Below are 21,532 nucleotides of genomic sequence, written 5' to 3'. Positions count from 1 at the left end.
TACCTCAGAGCCATCGTCACTCAGACCGCCTGATCCCCTTCAAGCGATCGCCCTGTGCGGCTTCCGCGCAGGAATATGCGGGCCGATCGGCGCGGGACCGGCCCTTGGCCCGACGGAGAGCCTTTCAGCTCTGCCAGACCCGGGGCATCGGCCGATCGCGGTACCCGGCCAGCACCCGGCCGACGAGGCCGCGCAGGGGGCCGACCCCATCGGCCAGGGCGCGGATGACGAGGTGGCCGTTCCAGGCGCTCGCCGCCGCCTCGATCCCCGGCACGGCGGCCTGTTCGAGCAGAGCGCGGGCTTCCTCCAGGCGGGCCTCGGCGCCGTCGGAGAAATCGAGCAGGGTCGCGCAGGCCCGGGCACCGCCGCCGATCGCCGGTCGCGCGAGGAGATCGGAGATCGGGCCATCGAGACAAACACTGTCGGCGTAGACCAGCCGTCCGGCCCGGCGCACGCGCCAGGCATCCGCGAACAACCCCGCCTCGATCCGCTCGCCCCGGGCGGCACGGCCGAAGGCCACGATTTCGACGGCGAGCAGGGCGGCGCCGTCAGCCAGGTCGGCTTCGAAACGCCGCCGCACCCGGGCGCGATCGAACAGGATCGTCTCCTGCGGCAGCCAGGCCAGCCGGGCGCCCTCCCCCAGTGTGACGCGGTTCTCGATCCGGCTCACTGGCCCGTCCGAGCGGTAGATTTTCTCCGCCGCCGTGGTGGTCAGCACGAGGTCGGCCGACGGGGCGAGGTCCAGCGCGATCGTGAAGGCGTCGCCGCACGCGACACCGCCGGCGGTGTTGACCAGCACCGCCTCCAGCGCCCCCTCCCCGCGGGGGAAGCGCAGCCGCGACGGGCCGGATTCGGCAAGGTCGAGGATGCGGGTCGGACCCGTTCCCCCGGCCGGGCCGGCCCGCAGATGGACGCGCCCGTCCGAGCGCTGGCGCCCGGGCGCCCCGGCCGCCGGAGGATCCTGAACCCGGGCCTCGCCGTCCGACATCAGCGGCGGCCGGCCGGGTCGCTCGACACCGCCTCGATCGCGGGCGCCGGCCGGTCCAGGATCCGCCGGCCGAACAGGCTCGCCACCAGTTCCACCAGCACCCGGGCGCTGCGGCCCCTTTCGTCGAGGAACGGGTTCAACTCGACCACGTCGAGAGACCGCACCAGGCGGGAATCGTGCAGCATCTCCATGATCAGGTGCGCCTCGCGGAAGGTCGCGCCCCCCGGTACGGTGGTGCCGACGCCGGGCGCGATCGACGGGTCGAGGAAATCGATGTCGAGGCTGACATGGAGATGCGCGCCGTCCCGAGCCACGCGGTCGAGGACGCGGCGCAAGGGCGCGACGACGCCGAACTCGTCGATGGTGCGCATGTCGGTGACGCCGACCCGCCGGGCCGTCACGAGGGCGCGCTCGCCGGCATCGATCGAGCGCAGGCCGAACAGGTGGACGTTGGCCGGCGGCAGCGGCGCCGGCACCGGCTCGGCGAACAGGCTCGGGAAGCCCGGCTCGCCGCACAGGGCCGCCAGCGGCATGCCGTGGACGTTGCCCGACGGCGAGGTCTCCGGGGTGTTGAAGTCGGCATGGGCGTCGAGCCAGAGCACGAAGAGCGGCCGGCCGTCCCGGGCGCAGTGGCGCATCGCACCGTCCACCGAGCCGAGCGACAGGCTGTGATCGCCTCCGGCGGCGAGCGGCAGGAAGCCCGCCCCCAGGGCGGCCTCCACCGACCGCGACAGGGCGCGGGTCCAGGCCGTGACGGCGGGCAGGCCCCGCGCGTCCACCGGCCCGTCTGGGACGACGTCGCCGTGATCGACGACCGCGTGGCCGAGGTCGGACAGGGTCCGGACCAGCCCGGCCGTGCGCAGGGCCGCCGGGCCCATGAGCGCGCCGGGCTCGCTGGTCCCGACCTCGATCGGCGCCCCGATCAGCGCGATCCGGTGCGCATCCTCTCGGCTGGTGTCGCTCGTCATCCGGTCCCCTCAAGTGCAGGTGGAGGCTCGTGCGCCCGACCGATGCTCTAGGCGCACTCGAAGGGCGGGCCAACGATTCGCTTCCGCATCTCCCGACCGCCCGCAAGCCGCGGGCCGCGCTAGCCTCGGCACCGTGGTATTCTGCATGCGGGCGAATTCCGGACCGATCGGTTCACGGGACGAACCGGCAGGGTGGATGCTGAATCGTCACGTAGACACCTGTATTGGATGGCATTTTTCGTACGGATCCAAGTGTCCATGTGGGTCCGACTGTATTTTTGGGAACACAGCATTCCTCTAACTATTGAATATTCTTGGGGCGCGGTAGATTGAGTTTTGCGTTATGATTCCATGGTTTGCAGCCAAAATTTACGGGATCTTAGTGGCATTGCTCTAAGGTTGCGGCGCTCTCTCTAAGAAAACGATGTAGGTTAGCCATGGTGGTGCTTTCGCGGCTGAGTTCTCGCCTGCCGGCGATGACGATCGGCTTGGCCCTGCTCAGCGCCACCGCGATGGGCGGCTTCAGCTGGTATTCCGCCAAGTCCGGCCTGATCGACGCGGCGAACGAGCGGCTGCAGCTCGCCGCGGCGGCGCGCCGCGACGGGATCGAGCTGGTGGCGGACCGGATGCAGGCCGACTTCCTGGCTACGTCGGCGCATCCGCAGATCGTCTCGAACTTCCCCGACCTGATCGAGAACCTCGACCCCGCCAAGCCGGACACGGCCGCGGTCATCGAGGCGTTCCAGGCGCCGCCGACCGCCGAGGCGCGGGTCGCCCTGGACGGCACCGGCATGTATGGGCGCCGGCACGTGAAGGTGCAGGAGACGGCGCGCAAGCTCATCACGCAGCCCGGCTACGCCGACCTGCTGTTCCTCGATGATGCCGGCCGTGTCGTGTACACCACCACCAAGGGCAAGGATTTCGGCCTGGCGGTGACCGAGGACGCGCTGAAGGATACGGCGCTCGCGCGTCTCGTCCAACGTCTCAAGGCCGCCGACCCGAGCGCCGTGCTGTACGAGGATTTTTCGGCCTATCCCGTGGACGGCGTCCCGGCCGCCTTCATCGGCCGCGCCATGACCAAGCGGGCGAACGTCGCCATGGGCACGGCCCAGGCCGCCGAGCGGATCGGCTTCATCGCCATGCGGGTGACGCCGACGCTGTTCGATCAGGCGCTCGCCAAGCGGACCGGCCTCGGCGAGACCGGTCAGGTGCTGGCCGCCGGCGCGGACGGGCGCCTGCGCAGCAACCCGCCCCTCAACGCCACCGTGAAGGCCGGTAGCGAACTCACGCCGCTCGGGATCGAGGCAAGTCGGCTCAAGGCGGGCGGAAGCTTCGACTTCGCCGCCGCGGACGGCCCGCACATGGCGGCGGCCTCGCCGGTCAGCGTGCTCGGCGCCCCCTGGATCGTGGTCGCGGAGCAGTCGCAGGCCGAGGCGATCGACGCCGTGCGGGCGCTCTCCCGCAACCTGCTCCTGATCGGGTTCTGCGTTCTCGCGGGGACGGCGGTGCTCGGCCTGCTGCTGGCGCGCTCGATCGTGTCACCGCTCGGCGCCCTGACCCGCGCGCTCAAGGCGCTCGCCGAACGCCAGGCGCTCAGCGACGTGCCCGGCAGCCGGCGCCGGGACGAGATCGGCGACATCGCCCGCGCCGTGGTCATCATCCGCGACGTGTCGCTAGAGGATGCGGCGCAGCAGCTGCAGACCACCGAGGCGGCGCGGCTGCGCGAGGAGCAGGCCCGCCGGGCCATGCTGCAGGATCTCGCGAACGGCTTCGAGATGTCGGTGGGCGGCATCGTCGAGGGGCTGACCCGGGGCGTGGCGGCCCTCCAGGGCGCGTCCGGCACCATGCGGGTCGCCGTCAGCGGCACCTCCGAACGCTCCACCAGCGTCGCCAGCGCCGCGCGCCAGACCGCCGACAACGTCGATGCCGTGGCTGCGGCCGCCGAGGAACTCGGCGCGACCGTGCAGGAGATCGGGCGTCAGGTCGAGCAGGCGGCCGGCATGTCGGCCACCGCGGTCGGCGAGGCCAAGCGGGCCGAGGGCACGATGGCGGATCTCGCCGCCGCCGCCACCCGGATCGGCGACGTGGTCGGCATGGTCTCGACCATCGCGGGCCAGACCAACCTGTTGGCCCTGAACGCCACGATCGAGGCCGCCCGCGCCGGCGAGGCCGGCCGCGGCTTCGCGGTGGTGGCGGCCGAGGTCAAGGAACTCGCGACCCAGACCAGCCGGGCCACCGAGGAGATCGGCCGGCAGGTCGCGTCGATCCAGGCGGTGACCGGGGGCGTCTCCGAGGCGATCCAGGGTATCGTGTCCCAGATCGAGGCGATGAATCACGTCTCCACCAGCATCTCGGCGGCCGTCGAGGAGCAGGGCGTCACCACGCAGGACATCGTCCGCAGCATGGGCCAGGCCTCGACCGGCACCAGCGGGATGACCGCCGACATCGCCGAGGTCGCCCGGGTCGCCAGCGATGCCGGCGAGGCCGCCGCCTCCGTGGCGCAGGCCTCGGACGAACTCGCCGCCCAGTCGGAGCAGCTCCGGGCCGAGGTGTCGCAGTTCCTGCGCAACGTGCGGGCGGCCTGAACCATCGTTCCGAAAGCTGGCCGCCGGCTTCCGGAAAGAGACGATGCGGATCAGGGGGCTCGCGCATCGTGCCGGTTCCGGCACGATGCGCCAAGCCGAGAAGACGATCCGGCTCGGACGGCCGTCAGGCCGCCCGGGCCGGCAGCGGGCCTTGTGATCGCTGCGCCGCCCGGCTCGCATAGGCCTGCGCCGCCAGGGGCAGCTCGATGGCGGCGCAAAGGCCGCCCTCACTCCGGTTCTCCAGGGTCAGGCGGCCGTTATGCGCCTCGACGATCGCCAGCACGATGGACAGGCCGAGGCCGAAGCCGCTGGCCGCGTTGAGATTGCGGGCGCGGTCGCCCCGCACGAAGGGCTGCAGCATGGCGTCGCGTTCGGTCTCCGGGATGCCGGGGCCCTGATCCAGCACGCAGATGCGGATGCCGCGCTCCGAGGATTCCATCTGGACCTCCGCCCGGCCGCCGTACTTGACGGCGTTGTCCACCAGGTTGGTGATCGCCCGCTGCAGTTCCTCCGGGCGGCCCTGCACCAGGACGTGCCGGCTGCGGCCGACGCGCACCGGAGCGCCGAAATCCGAGAAGTCGTCGCAGACCGTCTGGACCACCGAGGCGAGGTCCACGAGGCTCAGGCTGCTGGCATCCCGCGTCTGCCCGTCCCGCACGAAGGAGAGGGCCGCCTCCACCAGGCCGTTCATCTGGTCCAGGTCGCGCAGGGTGGCCGTGCGGGTGTGCTCGTCTTCGATGAACTCGGCGCGCAGGCGCAGTCGGGTGATCGGCGTGCGCAGGTCGTGGCTGATCGCCGCCAGCATCTGCGTGCGGTCGTCGATCAGGCGGCGCACCCGGGCGCGCATGCGGTCGAGCGCCCGGGAGACGGCCAGCACCTCGCGGGGTCCGGCCGTCGGTAGCGCGACGTGGTCGTCGTGGGTGCCGAACGCCTCGGCGGCGCCGGCCAGCCGCGCCAACGGCGCCGTCAGCGCCCGGGTCGCCCAGACGCAGAGCAGCGCCAGGGTCAGAGCGAGGAACACGACCGTGAAGATCAGGGCACCCTGCCGGGGCGGGCGTAGCGGCGCGTTCGGCAGCGTGGCCTGCAGGGTCGCGCCCTTGGGCGTGATCATCCCGATATGCAGTTGCCCGTCCGACTGCGTCTGTGCCGGATCCTGGTTGGACAGATCCACCAGGGTCACGTGCCGGCCGGCGCCGACGCGCAGACGGCGGATGACCGGGAGGTCGGGCACGGGGGCCGCGTCCGGCGGCACCGTCCCATCCCACGCCTCGACCCGCATCAGCGGCAGGCTGCGACCGCTCGCCAGCAGGGCCGGCCGCGCGGCCGGGTCCGCCTCGTCGAGGAGCCGAACCAGCGTGGAGAGCCGGCCCGCCGCGACGCCCGGCAGCGTGTCCGGGTTCTGCGGCTCGTGCAGGAGCAGGAACGCCGCGGTGGCGACCATGTGGGCCACCGCGATCCCGGCCACGACCAGCAGGGCGATCTGCCCCGCGATGCTCTGCGGGCGCAGACGGGCGCGCAAGGATCGGAACGCGCTCATGACCGGGTCACTTCGGGGGTGAACAGGTATCCGCCCGAGCGGATCGTGCGGATGAATTCGGGATTGCGCGTATCCCGCTCGATCTTCTGGCGGATGCGCGAGATCAGCACGTCGATGCTGCGCTCGAACGGCCCGGCGGTGCGGCCCTGGGTCAGGTCGAGCAGCTGGTCGCGCGACAGGACGCGGCCCGGCCGCAGGCAGAGCGCGTGCAGCAGCTCGAACTCCGCGCCCGTCATGGCGATGCGGGCGCCTTCCGGCGACAGCACCTGCCGGAGCGACACGTCCAGCGTCCATCCGGAGAAGTGCAGGCGGCGGCGCTCGTCCGGGTCGGGTGCCTCGGCGGCCACCCGGCGCAGGATCGCCCGGATCCGGGCGAGCAGCTCGCGCGGATTGAACGGCTTGGCCAGGTAGTCGTCGGCCCCGAGTTCCAAGCCGAGGATGCGGTCGACCTCCTCGGACTTCGCGGTCAGCATCAGGATCGGGATCTGCGAGGCGCTGCGCAGGCGGCGGCACAGGCTCATGCCGTCCTCGCCCGGCAGCATCAGATCGAGCACGATCAGGTCGATCCGCGCCTCCGCCAGCGCCCGGTCCATCTCCGTGCCGTCGCCCGCGAGCGTGACGCGGCAATCGTTGCCGCGCAGGTAGCGGGCGACCAGGGCCGAGATTTCGCGATCGTCCTCGACCACGAGGATGTGGGGGGTAGCGGGTGCGTTCATCGCGAAGGATTCGGCGAGCGGATCGGCGAGCGTCATCAGGTTATTATGCGCCGACGCGGCGATTATTCGAAGATGGCTGCGGGAACCATTTTGTAAGCGCGTGTTTCCAGCTTTGCCGTGCCGCGTGGCCATGAATGCAGCGGCGGGTGGAAGCCGGGGGAAAGCATGAGCACGATGGCGCGCAAGCCTGATCCGATCGCCCCGAAGCCGCCCGAACTGGTCTCGCCCTGGCACGATCCGGCCCGGGCCGCGCTCCAGGCCGAGGCGCGCGCCTTCGCGCACGACGTCGTCCTCCCGCTCGCCGACGAGCTCGATCCGCAGAAGGCCGAGATGCCCCGCGGGCTCATCGAGGCCATGGCCGAGAAGGGCTGGTTCGGCATCACGATACCCGAGGCGCAGGGCGGCCTCGGTCTCGGGGTCTTCGAATATTGCCTCGTCTCGGAGGAGTTGGCCCGGGCCTGGCTGTCGGTGGGCAGCATCCTGGCCCGGGGCCAAGGCCTCGGCACCCAGACCCTCGACCCCGAGCGCCGGGCGGATCTTCTGCGCCGCTCGGCCCGGGGCCGCTGGATCGGCTCGATCTCCCTGTCGGAGCCCAATGCCGGCTCGGATCTGGCGGGCGTGCAGACCCGCGCGGTGCGGGACGGCGACACCTGGGTGATCACCGGCACCAAGCGCTGGGCGGGCTTCGCCAAGGGCGCCGACTTCATCGAGGTCCTGGCCCGCACCCGCGACCCGGAGCCCGGCGAGTCCCGCTCGGCCGGCCTGGAGCCGTTCCTGGTGGTGAAGGAGCGCGACAGCTTCCCGCCCGGGGTGACCGGCCGGGTGATCGACAAGATCGGCTATCACGGCTTCCAGACCTTCGAGCTCGCCCTCGATGGCGTGCGCGTGCCCGAGAGCGATCGGCTCACCGGCCTCTACGGCGACCAGGGGGCCGACGCGGATTCCGGCGGCTTCGCCTCGGTCCAGCGCGGCCTCAACATCGCCCGGGTCCACACGGCGGCCCGCGCCGTCGGCGTGGCGCGCGCGGCGGTGGAGGATACCCAGGCCTACCTCCAGGAGCGGGTCCAGTTCGGCCACCCGATCGGCGATTTCCAGGCTCTGCGCTTCGCGCTCGCCGACATGGCCGCGGAGGTCGCCCAGGCGCGGGCGTTCTGGCAGCAGGTCGCCCACCTGCTCGACCAGGGCGAGGCCGCCGAAAGTGAATCCGCCATGGTGAAGCTTCTGGCGACCGAGATGGCGGTGCGCGTGACGAACCAGGCGATGCAGCTGCACGGCGGCAACGGCTACACCACCGAGCGGCGGGTCGAGCGCTACTGGCGCGACGCGCGCCTGACCACGATCTTCGAGGGCACCAGCGAGATCCAGCGGCGGATCATCAGCGACCGGATGCTGCCGCGGCCCAAGGGGTGATCGGCCGCTCCGCGGCCGCGGACCCGTGCGGCGAATCGTCGAGCGGGACTCCCCGCCCGGGGCGGTCTGGCTAACTCACGATAGGTTCGTCCCATGCCGCACCGGCGGCGCGACCGCCTTTCGGAAGCCCTGTGTCCAAGCCCATCAGCGATTACGCCCTCATCGGCGACACCCATTCCTGCGCGTTGATCGCGCGGGACGGCTCGATCGACTGGCTGTGCTGGCCGCGCCATGATTCGCCGGCTCTGTTCCTGAAGCTCCTGGACGACGACAAGGGCGGCGCGTGCAGCCTCGCCTTCGACGGGCTCACGGAGACCGCACGCCGGTACGTGCCCGACACCAACATCCTGGAGACCACCTTCACCACGGCGACCGGGCGCGCCCGGCTGATCGACGTGATGCCGGTGAACCCGCCGAGCCCCGAGCCCGATGAGGGGCCCGACGGCGAGGGCGAGAGCCGGCTGATCCGGCTGCTCACCTGCGAGAGCGGGCGGGTCGCCGGCCGGTTCGTGGTGCGGCCGACCTTCGACTACGCGCGCCGCCCCTGCACGCCGATCGTCGAGGGCCGGTCCGTGCTGTTCGAGGCCGGGGATTGGCGCCTGCGCGTCAACGCCTTCCCGGAGCCGCAGCTGGAGGGCGATGCGTCCGAGGTCCTGTTCGACCTCGCCGAGGGCGAGACCGCCTACCTGGTCCTGACCCATGGCGAGGACCAGGAAGACGCCTGCATCGAGGATTTCGCCGGGGCCCAGCGCCGCCTGGAATCCACCACCGAGTATTGGCGCCGCTGGAGCGCCCGCAGCAGCTACCGCGGCGCCTACCGAGACGCGGTGATGCGCTCGGCCCTGTGCCTGAAGTTGCTGACCTACTCGCCCTCGGGCGGCATCGTGGCGGCGGCCACCGCCGGGTTGCCGGAGGCGGTGCCGGGGGACCGCAACTACGATTACCGCTTCACCTGGATGCGCGACGCCGCCTTCACGGTGACGGCCTTCGTGATGCTGGGCTACGTGCGCGAAGCCTCCGAATTCCTGCGCTTCCTGCGCGAGCGCGACGGCTCCTACGGGCGCGACACCAAGCTGATGTACGGCATCAGCGACGGCATGCCGGCCGAGGAAGTGCTGGACCACCTGGCCGGCTGGGGCGGCGTCGGCCCGGTCGTGATCGGCAACCTGGCCGAGGCCCAGGACCAGCACGACATCTACGGTGAACTGCTGCGGGCGCTGTGCGTGTTCCTGGAGGCGGTCGATTACGATCCGCCCGAGAAGGTGAACGACCGCCTGCCCGAGGTGCTCGACAACCTCACCGCCCGGGCGATCCGCCATCGCCATGACGCCGATAATGGCATCTGGGAATTGCGGACCGGACCGCGCCAGCAGGTCCACACCAAGGCGATGATCTGGGTCGCGCTCACCGACGCGGCCCGGATCGGCCGCAACATCGAAGGCGTCCCCGCGGAGAAGATCGCCGAATGGGAGCGGATCGCCGCCGAGATCCGGGCGGAATACCACGACAAGGGCTGGAACCCGGAGAAGCAGGCCTATACCGGGGCCTACGACTCGCACCACCTCGACGCGGCGGTGCTGCGGATCGCCCTGTTCGGTGCGCTGGATCCGAGCGACCCGCGCACCCGCTCGACGCTGGCAGCGATCGAACGCGAGCTGGGCGACGGCGACCTGATCTACCGCTATCGCATGGATGACGGGCTGAAGGGCGACGAGGGCACCTTCACGGCCTGCGCGTTCTGGCGGGTCGGGTGCCTGGCGCTGGATGGACGGACCCGTGAGGCCAAGGCGGCGTTCGAGCGGCTGATCGCCCGCGGGAACGATGTGGGCCTGTTCGCCGAGGAGATCGACCCGGCCACCGGCGCGCAGCGCGGGAACACGCCGCAGGGCTTCTCCCACATGGCTCTGATCAACGCGGCCCTGCGGCTGGAGGACAGCATCGAACGCTTCGGCCTCGTCGACCCCATCGCGCAACGGGCGGCCGAATAGACCGACCGCCGGCCCCGCCGGTCAGGCTGCGATCCTCATGGCCGCGTCGGATGCGGTATCCGGGGCGCTGCGACTGGCGCGGAACTGGTCCAGCAGGTCGGCGCCGAGCCCGTCGAGGACCTCCTGCATGGCGGCCTGGACCTCCGGATCCTCCTCCTTCGGCTCCGTGCGGTACCAGGCCAGGATCTGTTCGGGCAGCGCGTCGAGGATCGCGCCGACCGGGTTGAGCGGTTCGGCCATGGCCGGCGCGCCATCCGCACGCGCAGCGATCGCGGGCTCGACCGGGGCCTGATCGGGCATCTCGGCCGGGGCGGCGATCGCCTCCACGACGGCTTCGCCGGCGCTCGCCGCCGCGAACGCGGTGCGCCGCTGGCTCTCCAGGGCGGCGCGCCAGGCGGCGTCCGCAGCTTCGGCATCGCGACGGGCGGTCTCGCGCGCCATCGCCTCGGCCGCGACGGCGCGGGCGACCTCGCGGGCCTCGTCGCGGGCGGCCTCGGCCTCGTAGCGGGTCAGAAGCGCGACCACGGCGTGCATCTCGGGCGCCGGCAGGTCCGTGCAGGCGTCGATGGCGGATTCGATCATCCGGCGTGACAGGCCGGCGCCGCGCAGCCCGCCCGCCGCCGCGTGCCGGGCCGCGAGAGCCGCCTGCATGGCCGGCAGCAGGGCCTCGGGGAGCCCGGCCTTCCGGTGCAGCTCCGCGAAGGCCCGCGGGTCGCGCGGGGAATCCCGCATGGCGCGGGTGATCCCCGCGTAATCCTGCCCCGAAAGGTCCGCGAGGGCGGCGTGGACGAAGTCGGTCCGGCCCGAGAGCACGGCCCGGAGGATCAGGCCCGCGGTGAGTTGGCGGGTGGTGCGTAGGTGCGCCACCAGGCGCGCCACCGCGGCGACCCCCGAATCGTCGCAGGTCTCGAGGGCGACACGCTCGCCCGCCTCGCGGCTCATCCGGTCGCAGCGCTCGGTGCCGATCCAGCCGCGCGCGATCACGAACTGGGACAGCGCCTGGGCCACCGCGAGGCCGATCGTGTAGCGCACCTCCGGCGGCAGATCGGACCGGCGCAGCAGGGCCTCGCGCAGGCGGGCTTCGGCGCCGTGGCGCTCGATCATGCGCAGCATCCGGCCCGCGGTGATCTTCGCCGTGGGATTTCCGGCGAGCACCACCAGGGTCTCCAGTTCGCCGATCTCGGCGAGCGCCCCCGACACCGGCGGGGACAGGTGATGCCGGGCCGCGATCACCGCGCGGGTGGTCTCGTCGCCCAGCGCGGCGGCATCGACCAAGTCCGCGTCGGTGAGCACCGGCGAGCGCGCCAGGACGAGGCGCGCCACCTCGGGCACGTCGCAGGACAGGGCGACCACCAGCGGCCGCGGCGTGCGGGCCGAGGCCGCGCAGGTCTCGGCGAGCGCCCGGCGGACCAGGGGTGACGGGTCGTCCAGCAGCGACAGCAGTGCGGTCTTGGCCTCCCAGGCCTCGTCGGCGGAGAGGTCGCCGTACAGGAAGGCCCGCGCCAGCGCGGTGGTCGCCTCGGCCCTGCGGCCGGCCGAGGCATTCTGGGTCCAGGCGAGGAACTCGCGAATGATCATGGGCCGCTCCGGGGGGCGAACAGGCTGTTCCTGATGCCGGTGGTGGATCCCGCGGCGGCGAGATCGGCCGGGCGGCGGGGCGGCAGTGGCGGGTTGACGAGGGCGAGGCCCGCCGGCGTCGGCGCCGGTTCGGCGAGGGCGCCGGTAATCGCGGGCTCGGCGGCGGCCGCGACGAGCGGCGTCTCCGCGCCGGAGCGCGGGAAATAGGTCGGCGCGGGGTGCTGGGTCGGCGGCGCGGCGTTGCGGGCCTGCCAGAGGCGCGCCGCTGCGTCCGAGGCCGTGCCGCGCTGGTCGGTCTGGAACAGGCTGCGCAGGTCGGAGGTGCCGCCGAACGCCGTGGCGGTGCTGGCATAGGCCGTGGCCGCCTGCGTGGCCGGGGCGCCGTCCTGGCGCAACACGGTCAGGTCTGTGGCGGTAGCGCCCTGTGCGGCGCCTTGTGCGGCACCCTGAGCGGCGGCCGCGAGGCTGGCGTAGAGCTCGGCGGCGCTGCGCGGCCGGCCCGTCCGGTCGTAGAACAGGGATCGGTTGGCTGCGGCCGCCTCCGGCAGGTCGAGGGCCGCGGCCCGGGCCGGGAAGGCGCGGGCGGTGGAGATCAGGGCGGCTGCGCCTTTCGCGCCGAGGACGTGCGCGGCGTAGAGGTCACCCGCAGTCGGGTCGCGCCCGAGCGCCGACGCGAGGGCGTCGGAATTCTGCTGGGTCAGGGCGCCGGCGAGCGTCGCGGAGATCTTCGGATCGCGCCGCAGGTCGAGGATCGCCTGGCGCTGCTCGGCATCCGGGACCGCGTAGGTGCCGTCGGATTGCCGGGTTATGGCGTCCGCCTGCGCCTGGAGGCCGAGTTTCGGCCCGGCATTCTTCATCACCCCGAGCCAGGTCTGCTCGATGAACTGGAACAGGCCGGTGGCCGAGGAGGTCCCGGCCTTGGCCGCCGGATCGAGGGCGGATTCCCGCCGGGCCGTCGCGAGCAGGTAGTCGAACCCGACGCCGCTCGCCATCGCGCCGTCGCGGATCGCCTGGACGACCGGCCCGGAGGCGGCCGAGCCCGCGGCCGCCCGTCCCTGCGCGGGCGGGCTGCTTTCCGATGGGCTGGATGGCGTGGTGAACAGGAACATCCGGGCGCGCACGGGGTCTGAGGACACCGTGAACCTGCGCCGCCTATGGTAAACAACTCCTCAATCGACGGTGCGCCCTGTCGGGCGCGATTCTCCATCTTTAGCGGAGAGCCACGCCCCATCTCCTCGACGCCTGGAACGATAGTGGAATGCGATCCGGGACCCAGCAGGGAAAGCGCCGCGTAGCGGCACGCTCCTGGAGGGACATAGTCGCTTCGCGTTGTCTCGTGCTGGGTCCCGGGCCGCATTCCGCTGGCGCTGCATGCGCCCGGGACAGGGGCTGTGCGAAACGTCCAACGCTCCGCTGCGCCCGCTTCAATCGAGCTTTCAGGATCCGGTGAACTCCGCCGCACCCTTGGGCCGGCGCATCTGGAACCGGGTTTCCGCGGTGGCGTGGAAGTAGTCGAAATATCCGCCGCGCATGATCGGATGCATCGCGGCGGTGTCGACCATGCCGTCCGATACGAACCGCTCGTCGACGTAGATCGACACGACCTGGCCGATCACCAGGAAATTCTCGGCCTCGCCGCCGCCGAGCGGCACCAGCGGGACGGTCTGGAGCCAGCGGCATTCGAGGGCGGCAGGCGAGGCCGCCACCCGGGGCGGGCGCACCTTCTGCGAGGGGGCGGTCTCCAGGTTGGCGAAGGCGAATTCGCTTTCGCCTCGCGGCAGGGGCGCCGAGGAATCGTTCATCCCGTCGCGCAGGTCCCAGGTCGCCAGGCTGCACACGAACTCCGCACCCTCCTCGGCGAAGGTCATGGCGTCCTTCCGGCCCGAGGACGAGAACGCCACCATGTCGTCGGCGACCGCGTTGAAGAACGAGTAGGGCGCGAGGTTGAGCTTGCCTTCGCGGCTCATGGCACTGATCCAGCCGATCGGGCGTGGCGCCACGATCGCCTTGAGGGGGTTGTGCGGGAGCGCGCGGGCCTCGCGCGGGACGTCGAGATCGTAATGCACGGATGCGCCTTCTGAGTCGGGACGCACTCAGAGATAGGTCACGATCTCCGAAAGACTCGGCCGCGGACGGTCGGACGGCACCTCGCGGGCCCGGCCGATATGCACGAAGCCGGCGAGCTTCTCGGATGGCGCCAGGCCCAGAGCGTCCAGCACCCGGCGATCGTAGGCGTACCATTCCGTCAGCCACGACGTGGCGAAGCCCGAGGCGTTGGCCGCGACCACGAGGTTCATGGTGGCGGCACCGACCGAGAGCAGCTGCTCCCATTCGGGGATCTTCACGTGCGGGCCCGTGCGGGAGACGACCGCGACGGTCAGCGGCGCGTGCATCAGGCGGCCGCGCTCCTGGGCGAGCCGCTCCGGCCTCGCATCGGGGTTGTCCGCCGCGAACGTGGTCGCGATGATGTCTCCGACCCGCTCCCGCGCCGCGTCGGCGATCACGATGAACCGCCAGGGCGCCAGCTTGCCGTGGTCGGGCACCCGGGACGCCACGGTCAGGATGGTCTCGAGCTGCGCGCGGTCCGGCCCCGGGCCGTCCAGCAGCAGCGGCGGGACCGAACGGCGCGTCGTCAGGAGGTCGAGGGTGGCAGTCATGCGTCCTGTCCCGCGGATGAATCGGGACCCGGATGTGGCACGCACGGGCACCCGGGGGAAGACCGTGCGGCCTTGCCGCCGCCATGGTCCGGAGGCACAGGCGGAACCGGACTGGGACTTGATGAGGATTCGACTGATGCGCACGAGGCTTGCCGCGATGGCGTTGGCAATTCTCTCGCCCGCCCTCATGCCCGCTGCTGCGCGCGCGCAGCAGGGCGTGTTCCAGAACCGCCTCGGCGACCCCCTGCCCTCCCCGTCGATCACCAGCCCGACCTTGCCGCCCAACATGCCGCCGGCCGAGCCGGAGGCGCAGCTGTCCCTGTCGGCGCTGTTGTCCGGAGCGGGGGTGCCGCTGCGCAAGGGCCTGGCCTGGCGGATCTACGAGGATCGCGGCGACGGCACCCGGCCCTCGATCGTCGGCCGCTCCACCGAGGCCGAGCCGAACTTCACCCTGCCCCCGGGCGCCTACGTGGCGACCGTTACCTACGGCTTCGCCAGTGCCTCGAAGCGCATCGTGATGGGCGGACAGCCGGCCACCGACACCCTCCGGGTCGCGGCCGGCGCGCTGAAGCTCGCCGGCGCCGTCGGCGACCAGAAGATCCCGCCCGCCCAGGTGGTGTTCTCGGTGTTCGTGCCGGTGGGCACTAATTCCGAAGGCCGGCTCGTGCGCTCCGGCATCAAGGCCGGGGAGATCCTGCGGCTGCCGGAAGGCACGTATCACGTGGTCTCGACCTACGGAGAATCCAACGCGATCCAGCGCGCCGACCTGCGAGTCGAGAACGGCAAAGTCACCGAGGCGACGCTCAACCACCGCGCCGCCACCGTCACCCTCAAGTTGGTCGCCGCCTACGGGGCGGAGGCCTATGCCGGCACCGCCTTCTCGGTCCTCACCCCCGGCGGCGACACGATCCGCGAGGCGATCGGCGCGTTTCCGCAGGTAACCCTGGCCGAGGGCGACTACGTGCTGATCGCCCGGCATGACGGGCAGGTCTACACCCGCGAGTTCAAGGTCGAGAGCGGGATGGACCGGGACATCGAGGTGGTGGCGAAGGCCGGCTGAGCGTTCGGTTCAGGCCATCCGCCGCGCCAAAGCCACGCAGGCCGCGACCGCGAGCGCCGCCCCGATCATCGCGGGCTCGATCCGCTCGCCCAGCACCAGTGCGGCGATGCCCAGCCCCATGAACGGCTGCAGGAGTTGGAGCTGCCCGATCGCCGCGATGCCGCCCCGGGCCAGCGCCCGATACCAGAACACGAACCCGATCAGCATGCTGAACAGGGCGACGTAGCCGAGGCCGACCCAGGCCGGCAGCGGGATCGCGCCGGGATCGGCCGGGCGCAAGGCCAGCGCCAGCGGCAGGGAGAGCGGCAGCGACAGGACGGTGGCCCACGCGATCACCTGCCAGCCGCCGAGCCGCCGCGCGAGCTTACCGCCCTCCGCATAGCCGAGGCCGCAGACCAGGATCGCCGCCAGCATGAAGGCGTCCCCGGGCCCCGGCGGCCCGTCGAGCCCGCGCGCCGCGAAGCCCACCGTCACGAGGGCGCCCAGGATCGACAGGATCCAGAACGCCGCGGAGGGGCGCTCGCCCGACCGCAGGGCGCCGAACACGGCGGTGGCGAGCGGCAGCAGCCCTACGAAGACCGTCCGGTGCGCCGCGTTGACGGTGCGCAGGGCGAGCGCGGTCAGGAGGGGGAACCCGACCACCACGCCCGCCGCCACGATGGCGAGCGCCCCGAGGTCGCTCCTGCGGGGCCAGGCCTCCCGCAGGATGAGCAACGCGGCGGCCCCCGCGAGCCCGGCCAGGGCCGCCCGTGCGGCGCTGAGGAACAGCGCGTCCATGCCGGTGAGCGCAAGCCGGGTCGCCACCAGGGAGCCGCTGAAGATCGCCACGCCGACCAGCCCGTCGATCCACGCCCCCGGCTTTGCCGAGGCGAGGTCCCGCCCGGCGCCTGGGTCGGTCAATGCCGTCGATGCTTGCCCGGATCGTGCCACGCCTGTCCCCTCGGCCTTGATCCGCCGGGACATGCGCCTGCTGCGCGTGCTCAGATAGGGACGGTTCGGGCCGGACGAGCCGAACTGTACCGGCCGCGCGGCAGGACACGCGCGGTGGCCTAACGATCCGGCCGGTCGGTTCCATGTTCCGGGGATTAACATTTCTGCGATCACGCGGAACGATGCGTGCAGGTCGGCCCTTTCCCCGCGCCCATCCCGGGCCGCTGGAGATCTCGATGCGCCGCCTCGTCCTCGCTTCCCTCGCCGCCGCTGTCCTCGCCGGACCCGCCCTCGCCGCGAACACCACGCCCCCGACGGTGGCCCCCAAGTTCGAGAGCGTGCCGCAGGACGCTGTGCTGAGCTACAACCTGATCGGCCTCAACATCACCGACGCCGAGAACAACACCGTCGGCGAGATCAAGGACATCGCGATCCACAACGAGAAGGTCGTCGGCTACATCGTCTCGGTCGGTGGCTTCCTCGGCATGGGCGAGCGTTACGTCGCCGTGTCGCCGGCTTCCGTGGCCCTGGGCTACGATGCCGACGCCAAGAAGTGGAAGGCGATCATCGGCGCGACCAAGGAGCAGCTGAAGTCCGCGCCGGAGTTCAAGTACGACGGCAAATTCAAGCGCTGAGCGTTCGACGGGGCTGCCGGCGGCATGGGCTGGCCGGCGGCCCCGGTTCTTCCGAATGACCTCGGCGGTTCATCGCAGCAGAGGCTTCGAGGGATACGTCGGCACGGCGCAGTCGAACAGGCGCCCGATCTAGTGCGAGACCCGATCCGCCTGCAGAGCCTCACGGGCCATCCGGTTGACGAGTGCGTCCCGCTTGGCCTGGCGCAGGATGATGCGGGCCGCCGCCCTGGCGTTGGCGGCGCGCAATGTCGCCTGAGGCCCCCCTTCGCGCAGCACGCGAGATGCCAGAGCCCGAAACCATTTTACGTTGGCGAGCGCTGCGGCTCTCCGGCTGATCGGGCCGCCGACGTCCAGCGGCTTCTCTACTGTGGCAGCGGCCATTGGCTCAATCCTGGACTGCTTTTCGCCACTTGTCCGCGAATGAGACAAGAAATGGCGATGCTGCTCAGACTCGGCAATAGTGATGCCGGCCGACCATTTTAGAAAACGACACAGATCAGGGGCCCTGACGGTGCGCGGACGCACGGGTCCGTTCAATGCCACCTGAGGCCGACTCAGGCGGTTCGGTCAACCACGCCGGCGCCGGTGCGGACAGCGGGCTCGGCGTCGCTGGGCCCCTCGCCGCCGATCAATCCGTCACGGGGCGTTTGGGGAGAGCTTGGTCGCAGGAGCCGGGGCCTCACCGCCGGCGTCGTCCTCGCTTCGGACTACGAACGGGGCTGCAGCTCCGAAGCCGATGACGGCGTCGTCGAGAAGCGTATTGAGCCTGTCGGCGACCCAGGTCGCGCCGTCGAGCATGGATGTCAGGATGGCGTGCATCGCTTGCCTCCCCGCGCAGGAGATTTAGGCCGTCTGGGGCGACGGAGCGCCGGGTTGCCGGGCGTTCCGTCGCCGGGTCCGATCGCATCAGACGAAGTGAGCCGGCAGGGCGAGGCTCAAGGCCTGGACGTAGGAGCCGGCCAGGACCGCGAAGGTGGCGATCGTCGCGGCGGCGGCAATGGTGAGGCGGGTTGCGAGGGGCATTGGAAGTCTCCATCAGGTCCGCGACTGTGTTCGCGGTGTGACCCTGATGTATGCCTAAGCTTTCCGGGCGGGCGTGCTCCGGCACACCTGGGTCGCGATGGGTTTTGTCCGCATTCGGCTCAACGATTTCGTTGAAGCAGGCTTGCGGCGGCGCCCAGGCTCGAGCCGACGGCGAGAACCGCCAGCAACGTTGCCACGCGTGCTTCGGTCGGGCTCTGCTGCAGCGTCAACAACTGGAGCAGGTCCCGGACGATCAGCAAACCGCAGGCGACCGATCCCAGCGCGGCCAGGAAGGCCAAGACCTTGAACAGTGCGGGATACGCGCAGCCGCCGGGCGAAGTCCGCAATCTGGTTCTGGCTCCCTCCTGGGCGAGCGGCGGGGTGTCGGCGTGGTCAACCGATGGTTGCTCGGAACGCGAAACGTCGCCTGGGCCGACGCGCGCACCGGTTTGGACTGCGCGCATCGGGCCGGCGATCCTGGCGGGCCGCCGTTCAGGCCGCCCGCACGGTGGCGAGGAAGCGGCCGACCTCGGCGGCGAGGTGTTCGGACTGCCGCGAGAGTTCCGATGCCGCGCCCAGCACCTCGCTCGCCGCCGATCCGGTCTCTTCCGCGGCGCTGGCGACGCCGGTGATGTTGCTGGTCACCGCCCCGGTCCCCATGGCGGCCTGGCTGACGTTGCGGACGATCTCCTGGGTCGCCGCGCCCTGCTGCTCCACGGCGGCGGCGATCGAGGTGGTCACGCCGCTGATCTCCTGGATCCGCGCCGCGATCGAGCCGATCGCCGTGACGGCTTGGCCGGTGGAGGCCTGGATCCGGGCGATCTGGCCCGAGATCTCCTCGGTGGCCTTGGCGGTCTGCTCGGCCAGCGCCTTCACCTCGGAGGCGACGACGGCGAAGCCGCGTCCGGCGGCGCCGGCGCGGGCCGCCTCGATGGTGGCGTTCAAGGCCAGCAGGTTTGTCTGGCCGGCGATCGACGAGATCAAGCCGACCACGTCGCCCACCCGGGCCGCCGCCGTGCTGAGCTCCTGCACCAGCACGGCGGTCTGATCCGCCTCGCTGACGGCGCGCTGCGCCAGGCTGGCCGAGCCGTCGACCTGGCGGCCGATCTCCTGGACCGACGAGCCCAGCTCCTCGGCGGCGGCCGCCACGGTGTTGACGTTGCTGGCGGCCTCCTCGGCCGCGGCGGCCACCGCGCCGGACTGCGCCGAGGTCTGGCCGGCCATGGCCGACATCGCCCCCGCGGTTGCCTGAAGCTCGGTGGCGGAGGCCGAGACGAGGCCGATGATGCCGCCGACCGCCTGCTCGAACGTCTCGGCCATCTGGCGCATGCCGGTCTTGCGCTGCGCCTCGGCTGTGAGCCGGGCCTCGGCCGTCTCGGCCTCCAGAGCCTTCATCTGGATCAGCCCGTCCTTGAACACCTGCACGGCGTCCGCGATCGTGCCGATCTCGGTGCGGTCGCCCTGGTGCGGGATCGTCGCCGACAGGTCGCCGGCGATCAGGGCTTGCATCGGCTGCACCACGGACCGGATGCCGCGCGTGACACCCAGGACGATCACCGCCCCCGACAGGACCGAGAGAACCAGGGCGAGCCCGATCGCGATCAGGGTCACCGTACGGGTCTCCTCGAACACCACGAGCCCCTGTGCCTCGGCGGCGCTGGCGCCTTCGTTGTTGAGGGCGATCAGCTTCTCGAGGGTGGTGGAGACGGCACGACGGGGCGCGAGCCCGTTCGTCTCGTAGAGCGCGTAGGCCTGCGCCTTGTCGCCCCGGCGCGATAGGGCCAGCACCTCGTCCCGGACAGCCCGGAAGGTTTCCGACGCACGGCTCAGCGTCGCGTCCAATGCCTGCTCTTCGGGTGAGCTGATCAAGGTGCGATAGAACTTGGTCTTGTCGTCCACGGACTTGTCGAAGTTGCCGATGTCCTTCTCGATGGTGGCCAGCAGGGCCGGATCGGTCGCCTGGGTGTGGCGCAGGAGAAGCCCGCTGCTCCGCGCCGTCAGCGTATTGATCTCGCTCAGCGTCCTGATGCTCGGCAGCCAGTTGGTCTCGATGGCGACGGTCTGATCGCGCAGCTTCTGCGTGCTGACGAGCCCGAGTATACCCAGGCCAACCACGAAGACGGTCAGGATGGTGAACGCCACGATCAATTTCGTGCGGATGGAGACAGATTGCAGCGTCACGGCACCCTCGGAATGCAGCGGAATAGCAAATTTGCGCAGGCTGCAGCCGCGAATGCTTAACCAACAGATATTAACAACCGCTGATTGCTCTGGTCCCGTAATCACGGACGAAGCCCAACGCGGGATGGACGAAGTTGGCCGTGCTGGCCCGCCGGGAGATCAGAATCGGATACCCGCGCGGGTATCTTCAGGGTTTCGCGATGGCACGATCGGCAAGATGCCGGAACTCGCTCGGCGCCATCCCGTATTTGTCCTTGAACCGCCGGGAGAAATGCGCCTGGCTGGCGAAGCCGCAGCCATAGGCCAGGGTGCCGAGGGACAGGTGTCGGCAGCCCGGGTCGGCCAGGCGCTTGGCCGCGGTCTCCAGCCGGCGCTGCCAGATCCAATCGGAGATGTGTTGCCCGTGCTCATGGAACAGTTCCTGAAGGCGGCGCAGCGACACGCCGACGGCCGCCGCGAGCTGGGGCGGGTCTAGGGTCAGGTCGCCGAGATTGGCCTCGACATGGGACTTGGCCCGCTGGACCACGACGGTGCCGTGCAAAGGCCGGGGAACCTCCTTGGCCAGGCGCTCGGCGATACTGGCCGCGATCAGGTCCACGGCGATGGCCGACATCCGCTGGGCGACGTCGGCCGTGAGCGCGGTCTCGACATGCAGCAACGTGTCTAGGAACGTCGTCACCAGCCGAGCGCTGCCGAGGTCCCGTCCGATGGTCAGGGCCGAGAAGTGGCGGGCGTCCCCGAGCAGGCTCTCCAAGCGCTCTCGGGGGATTTCCAGGAGCAAGGATCGGGACGGTCCGGACGTCTGTCGGACGGACGGGCTCGCCCGATCCAGGACCGCGATCTCACCGGGCTGCACCACGGCCTGGCGCCCGAACTGCTCGCACACCGACGTTCCGGACAGCTTGACCGTCACGGCAAGCGTGTCCCGCTTGTGGTTTCGCCGGAGCGTGGCCGGGGTCGATTCGACCCGCACGGCGCTGAACGTCGAGCGGGTGATCAGCAGCGACCCGAGATCGGTCCCTTCGAACAAGCCGTGGAAGGGACCATCGTCCACCCGAAGCAGTTCGGCTGGCATCAGGCGGCTCGTGGCGAAATCCCTCCAGAGATTGAAATTCGTATTGGATCGATCACTGATAGCTGAAAAGATGATTTTCATCGAATCGCAAGTCGTCTCGGCAATCTCGATCCAGGATTGCCGCATTATCGATCAGCGCACCTAAAAATGGTAGGTCCGAATTAATTGGTCTAAAAATCAGATAGTTACTGTATTCAATCT

At 70.9% G+C, this 21,532-nt stretch carries 19 protein-coding genes; 5 read left to right on the top strand and 14 right to left on the bottom strand.

From position 1 onward, the window contains the following. Positions 1–124 precede the first annotated feature (124 nt). Entirely contained in the window at positions 125–988 is an 864-nt protein-coding gene (locus MFF40_RS11415) for an urease accessory protein UreD (RefSeq protein ID WP_238260476.1), read from the bottom strand. Further along, positions 988–1,956, bottom strand: a complete 969-nt coding sequence (gene rocF, locus MFF40_RS11410) for an arginase (protein ID WP_238260474.1) — start codon at positions 1,954–1,956, stop codon at positions 988–990. The genes MFF40_RS11415 and rocF overlap by 1 nt, the downstream gene beginning before the upstream one ends. 437 nt (positions 1,957–2,393) lie before the next feature. Between rocF and MFF40_RS11405 the strand changes: the two genes are divergently transcribed. Next, entirely contained in the window at positions 2,394–4,541 is a 2,148-nt protein-coding gene (locus MFF40_RS11405; RefSeq protein ID WP_238260472.1) for a methyl-accepting chemotaxis protein, read from the top strand. A gap of 124 nt (positions 4,542–4,665) precedes the next feature. Here MFF40_RS11405 and MFF40_RS11400 read toward each other — a convergent pair whose 3' ends face one another. Together MFF40_RS11400 and MFF40_RS11395 are read right to left on the bottom strand one after the other, a co-directional pair. Continuing rightward, positions 4,666–6,078, bottom strand: a complete 1,413-nt coding sequence (locus tag MFF40_RS11400) for an ATP-binding protein (RefSeq protein WP_147897300.1) — start codon at positions 6,076–6,078, stop codon at positions 4,666–4,668. After that, complete coding sequence (locus tag MFF40_RS11395) at positions 6,075–6,830, bottom strand: response regulator (RefSeq protein ID WP_187277839.1); 756 nt, start codon at positions 6,828–6,830, stop codon at positions 6,075–6,077. Before MFF40_RS11395 ends, MFF40_RS11400 begins: the two co-directional genes overlap by 4 nt. Before the next feature lie 129 nt (positions 6,831–6,959). On the opposite strand from MFF40_RS11395, the gene MFF40_RS11390 reads away from it, so the two are divergent. Both MFF40_RS11390 and MFF40_RS11385 read left to right on the top strand, forming a co-directional pair. After that, positions 6,960–8,204, top strand: coding sequence for an acyl-CoA dehydrogenase family protein (locus MFF40_RS11390; protein WP_147856351.1), 1,245 nt, complete (start codon positions 6,960–6,962; stop codon positions 8,202–8,204). A 131-nt stretch (positions 8,205–8,335) separates the two neighbouring features. After that, positions 8,336–10,192, top strand: a complete 1,857-nt coding sequence (locus tag MFF40_RS11385) for a glycoside hydrolase family 15 protein (RefSeq protein ID WP_147897301.1) — start codon at positions 8,336–8,338, stop codon at positions 10,190–10,192. Between the two features lie 21 nt (positions 10,193–10,213). Here the strand turns inward: MFF40_RS11385 and MFF40_RS11380 are convergent, their stop codons facing one another. From MFF40_RS11380 to MFF40_RS11365, 4 genes are all read right to left on the bottom strand, one after another. After that, positions 10,214–11,770: a DUF2336 domain-containing protein gene (locus MFF40_RS11380; protein ID WP_238260470.1), complete on the bottom strand. Its 1,557-nt coding sequence runs from the start codon at positions 11,768–11,770 to the stop codon at positions 10,214–10,216. Beyond that, complete coding sequence (locus MFF40_RS11375) at positions 11,767–12,879, bottom strand: lytic transglycosylase domain-containing protein (RefSeq protein WP_147897330.1); 1,113 nt, start codon at positions 12,877–12,879, stop codon at positions 11,767–11,769. Before MFF40_RS11375 ends, MFF40_RS11380 begins: the two co-directional genes overlap by 4 nt. Before the next feature lie 327 nt (positions 12,880–13,206). Then, positions 13,207–13,836 carry a flavin reductase family protein gene (locus tag MFF40_RS11370; protein ID WP_147852749.1) on the bottom strand — a complete coding sequence of 210 codons (630 nt, stop codon included), beginning with the start codon at positions 13,834–13,836 and terminating at the stop codon, positions 13,207–13,209. A 27-nt stretch (positions 13,837–13,863) separates the two neighbouring features. After that, a complete protein-coding gene (locus MFF40_RS11365; RefSeq protein ID WP_147897303.1) occupies positions 13,864–14,427 on the bottom strand; it encodes a nitroreductase family protein in 564 nt (187 codons plus the stop codon). Between the two features lie 136 nt (positions 14,428–14,563). Here MFF40_RS11365 and MFF40_RS11360 point away from each other — a divergent pair, with 136 nt between their 5' ends. Beyond that, entirely contained in the window at positions 14,564–15,487 is a 924-nt protein-coding gene (locus MFF40_RS11360) for an RgsD C-terminal domain-containing protein (protein WP_147897304.1), read from the top strand. A 9-nt stretch (positions 15,488–15,496) separates the two neighbouring features. Here the strand turns inward: MFF40_RS11360 and MFF40_RS11355 are convergent, their stop codons facing one another. After that, the gene (locus MFF40_RS11355; RefSeq protein WP_147897305.1) at positions 15,497–16,387 is read right to left on the bottom strand and encodes a DMT family transporter; all 891 of its coding nucleotides are present in this window, start codon (positions 16,385–16,387) and stop codon (positions 15,497–15,499) included. Positions 16,388–16,653: 266 nt separating this feature from the next. Here MFF40_RS11355 and MFF40_RS11350 point away from each other — a divergent pair, with 266 nt between their 5' ends. Continuing rightward, positions 16,654–17,052, top strand: a complete 399-nt coding sequence (locus tag MFF40_RS11350; protein ID WP_147852752.1) for a PRC-barrel domain-containing protein — start codon at positions 16,654–16,656, stop codon at positions 17,050–17,052. Between the two features lie 129 nt (positions 17,053–17,181). Here MFF40_RS11350 and MFF40_RS11345 read toward each other — a convergent pair whose 3' ends face one another. The 5 genes from MFF40_RS11345 to MFF40_RS11325 all read right to left on the bottom strand — a co-directional run bounded on the left by MFF40_RS11345 (position 17,182) and on the right by MFF40_RS11325 (position 21,412). Continuing rightward, positions 17,182–17,433 (bottom strand): hypothetical protein, encoded by a 252-nt coding sequence (locus tag MFF40_RS11345; RefSeq protein ID WP_147852753.1) that lies wholly within the window; start codon positions 17,431–17,433, stop codon positions 17,182–17,184. 255 nt (positions 17,434–17,688) lie between these two features. Then, positions 17,689–17,871 (bottom strand): hypothetical protein, encoded by a 183-nt coding sequence (locus MFF40_RS11340; RefSeq protein ID WP_238260468.1) that lies wholly within the window; start codon positions 17,869–17,871, stop codon positions 17,689–17,691. 323 nt (positions 17,872–18,194) lie between these two features. Next, entirely contained in the window at positions 18,195–18,539 is a 345-nt protein-coding gene (locus tag MFF40_RS11335; RefSeq protein ID WP_147897307.1) for a hypothetical protein, read from the bottom strand. 28 nt (positions 18,540–18,567) lie between these two features. Then, complete coding sequence (locus MFF40_RS11330; RefSeq protein WP_147897308.1) at positions 18,568–20,256, bottom strand: methyl-accepting chemotaxis protein; 1,689 nt, start codon at positions 20,254–20,256, stop codon at positions 18,568–18,570. A gap of 187 nt (positions 20,257–20,443) precedes the next feature. Beyond that, positions 20,444–21,412, bottom strand: coding sequence for a helix-turn-helix domain-containing protein (locus MFF40_RS11325; RefSeq protein ID WP_147897309.1), 969 nt, complete (start codon positions 21,410–21,412; stop codon positions 20,444–20,446). Positions 21,413–21,532 lie beyond the last annotated feature (120 nt).

The sequence above is a fragment of the Methylobacterium mesophilicum genome, from assembly GCF_022179445.1.
Taxonomy (GTDB): domain Bacteria; phylum Pseudomonadota; class Alphaproteobacteria; order Rhizobiales; family Beijerinckiaceae; genus Methylobacterium; species Methylobacterium mesophilicum.
This window is presented reverse-complemented; position numbering and strand designations above follow the sequence as displayed.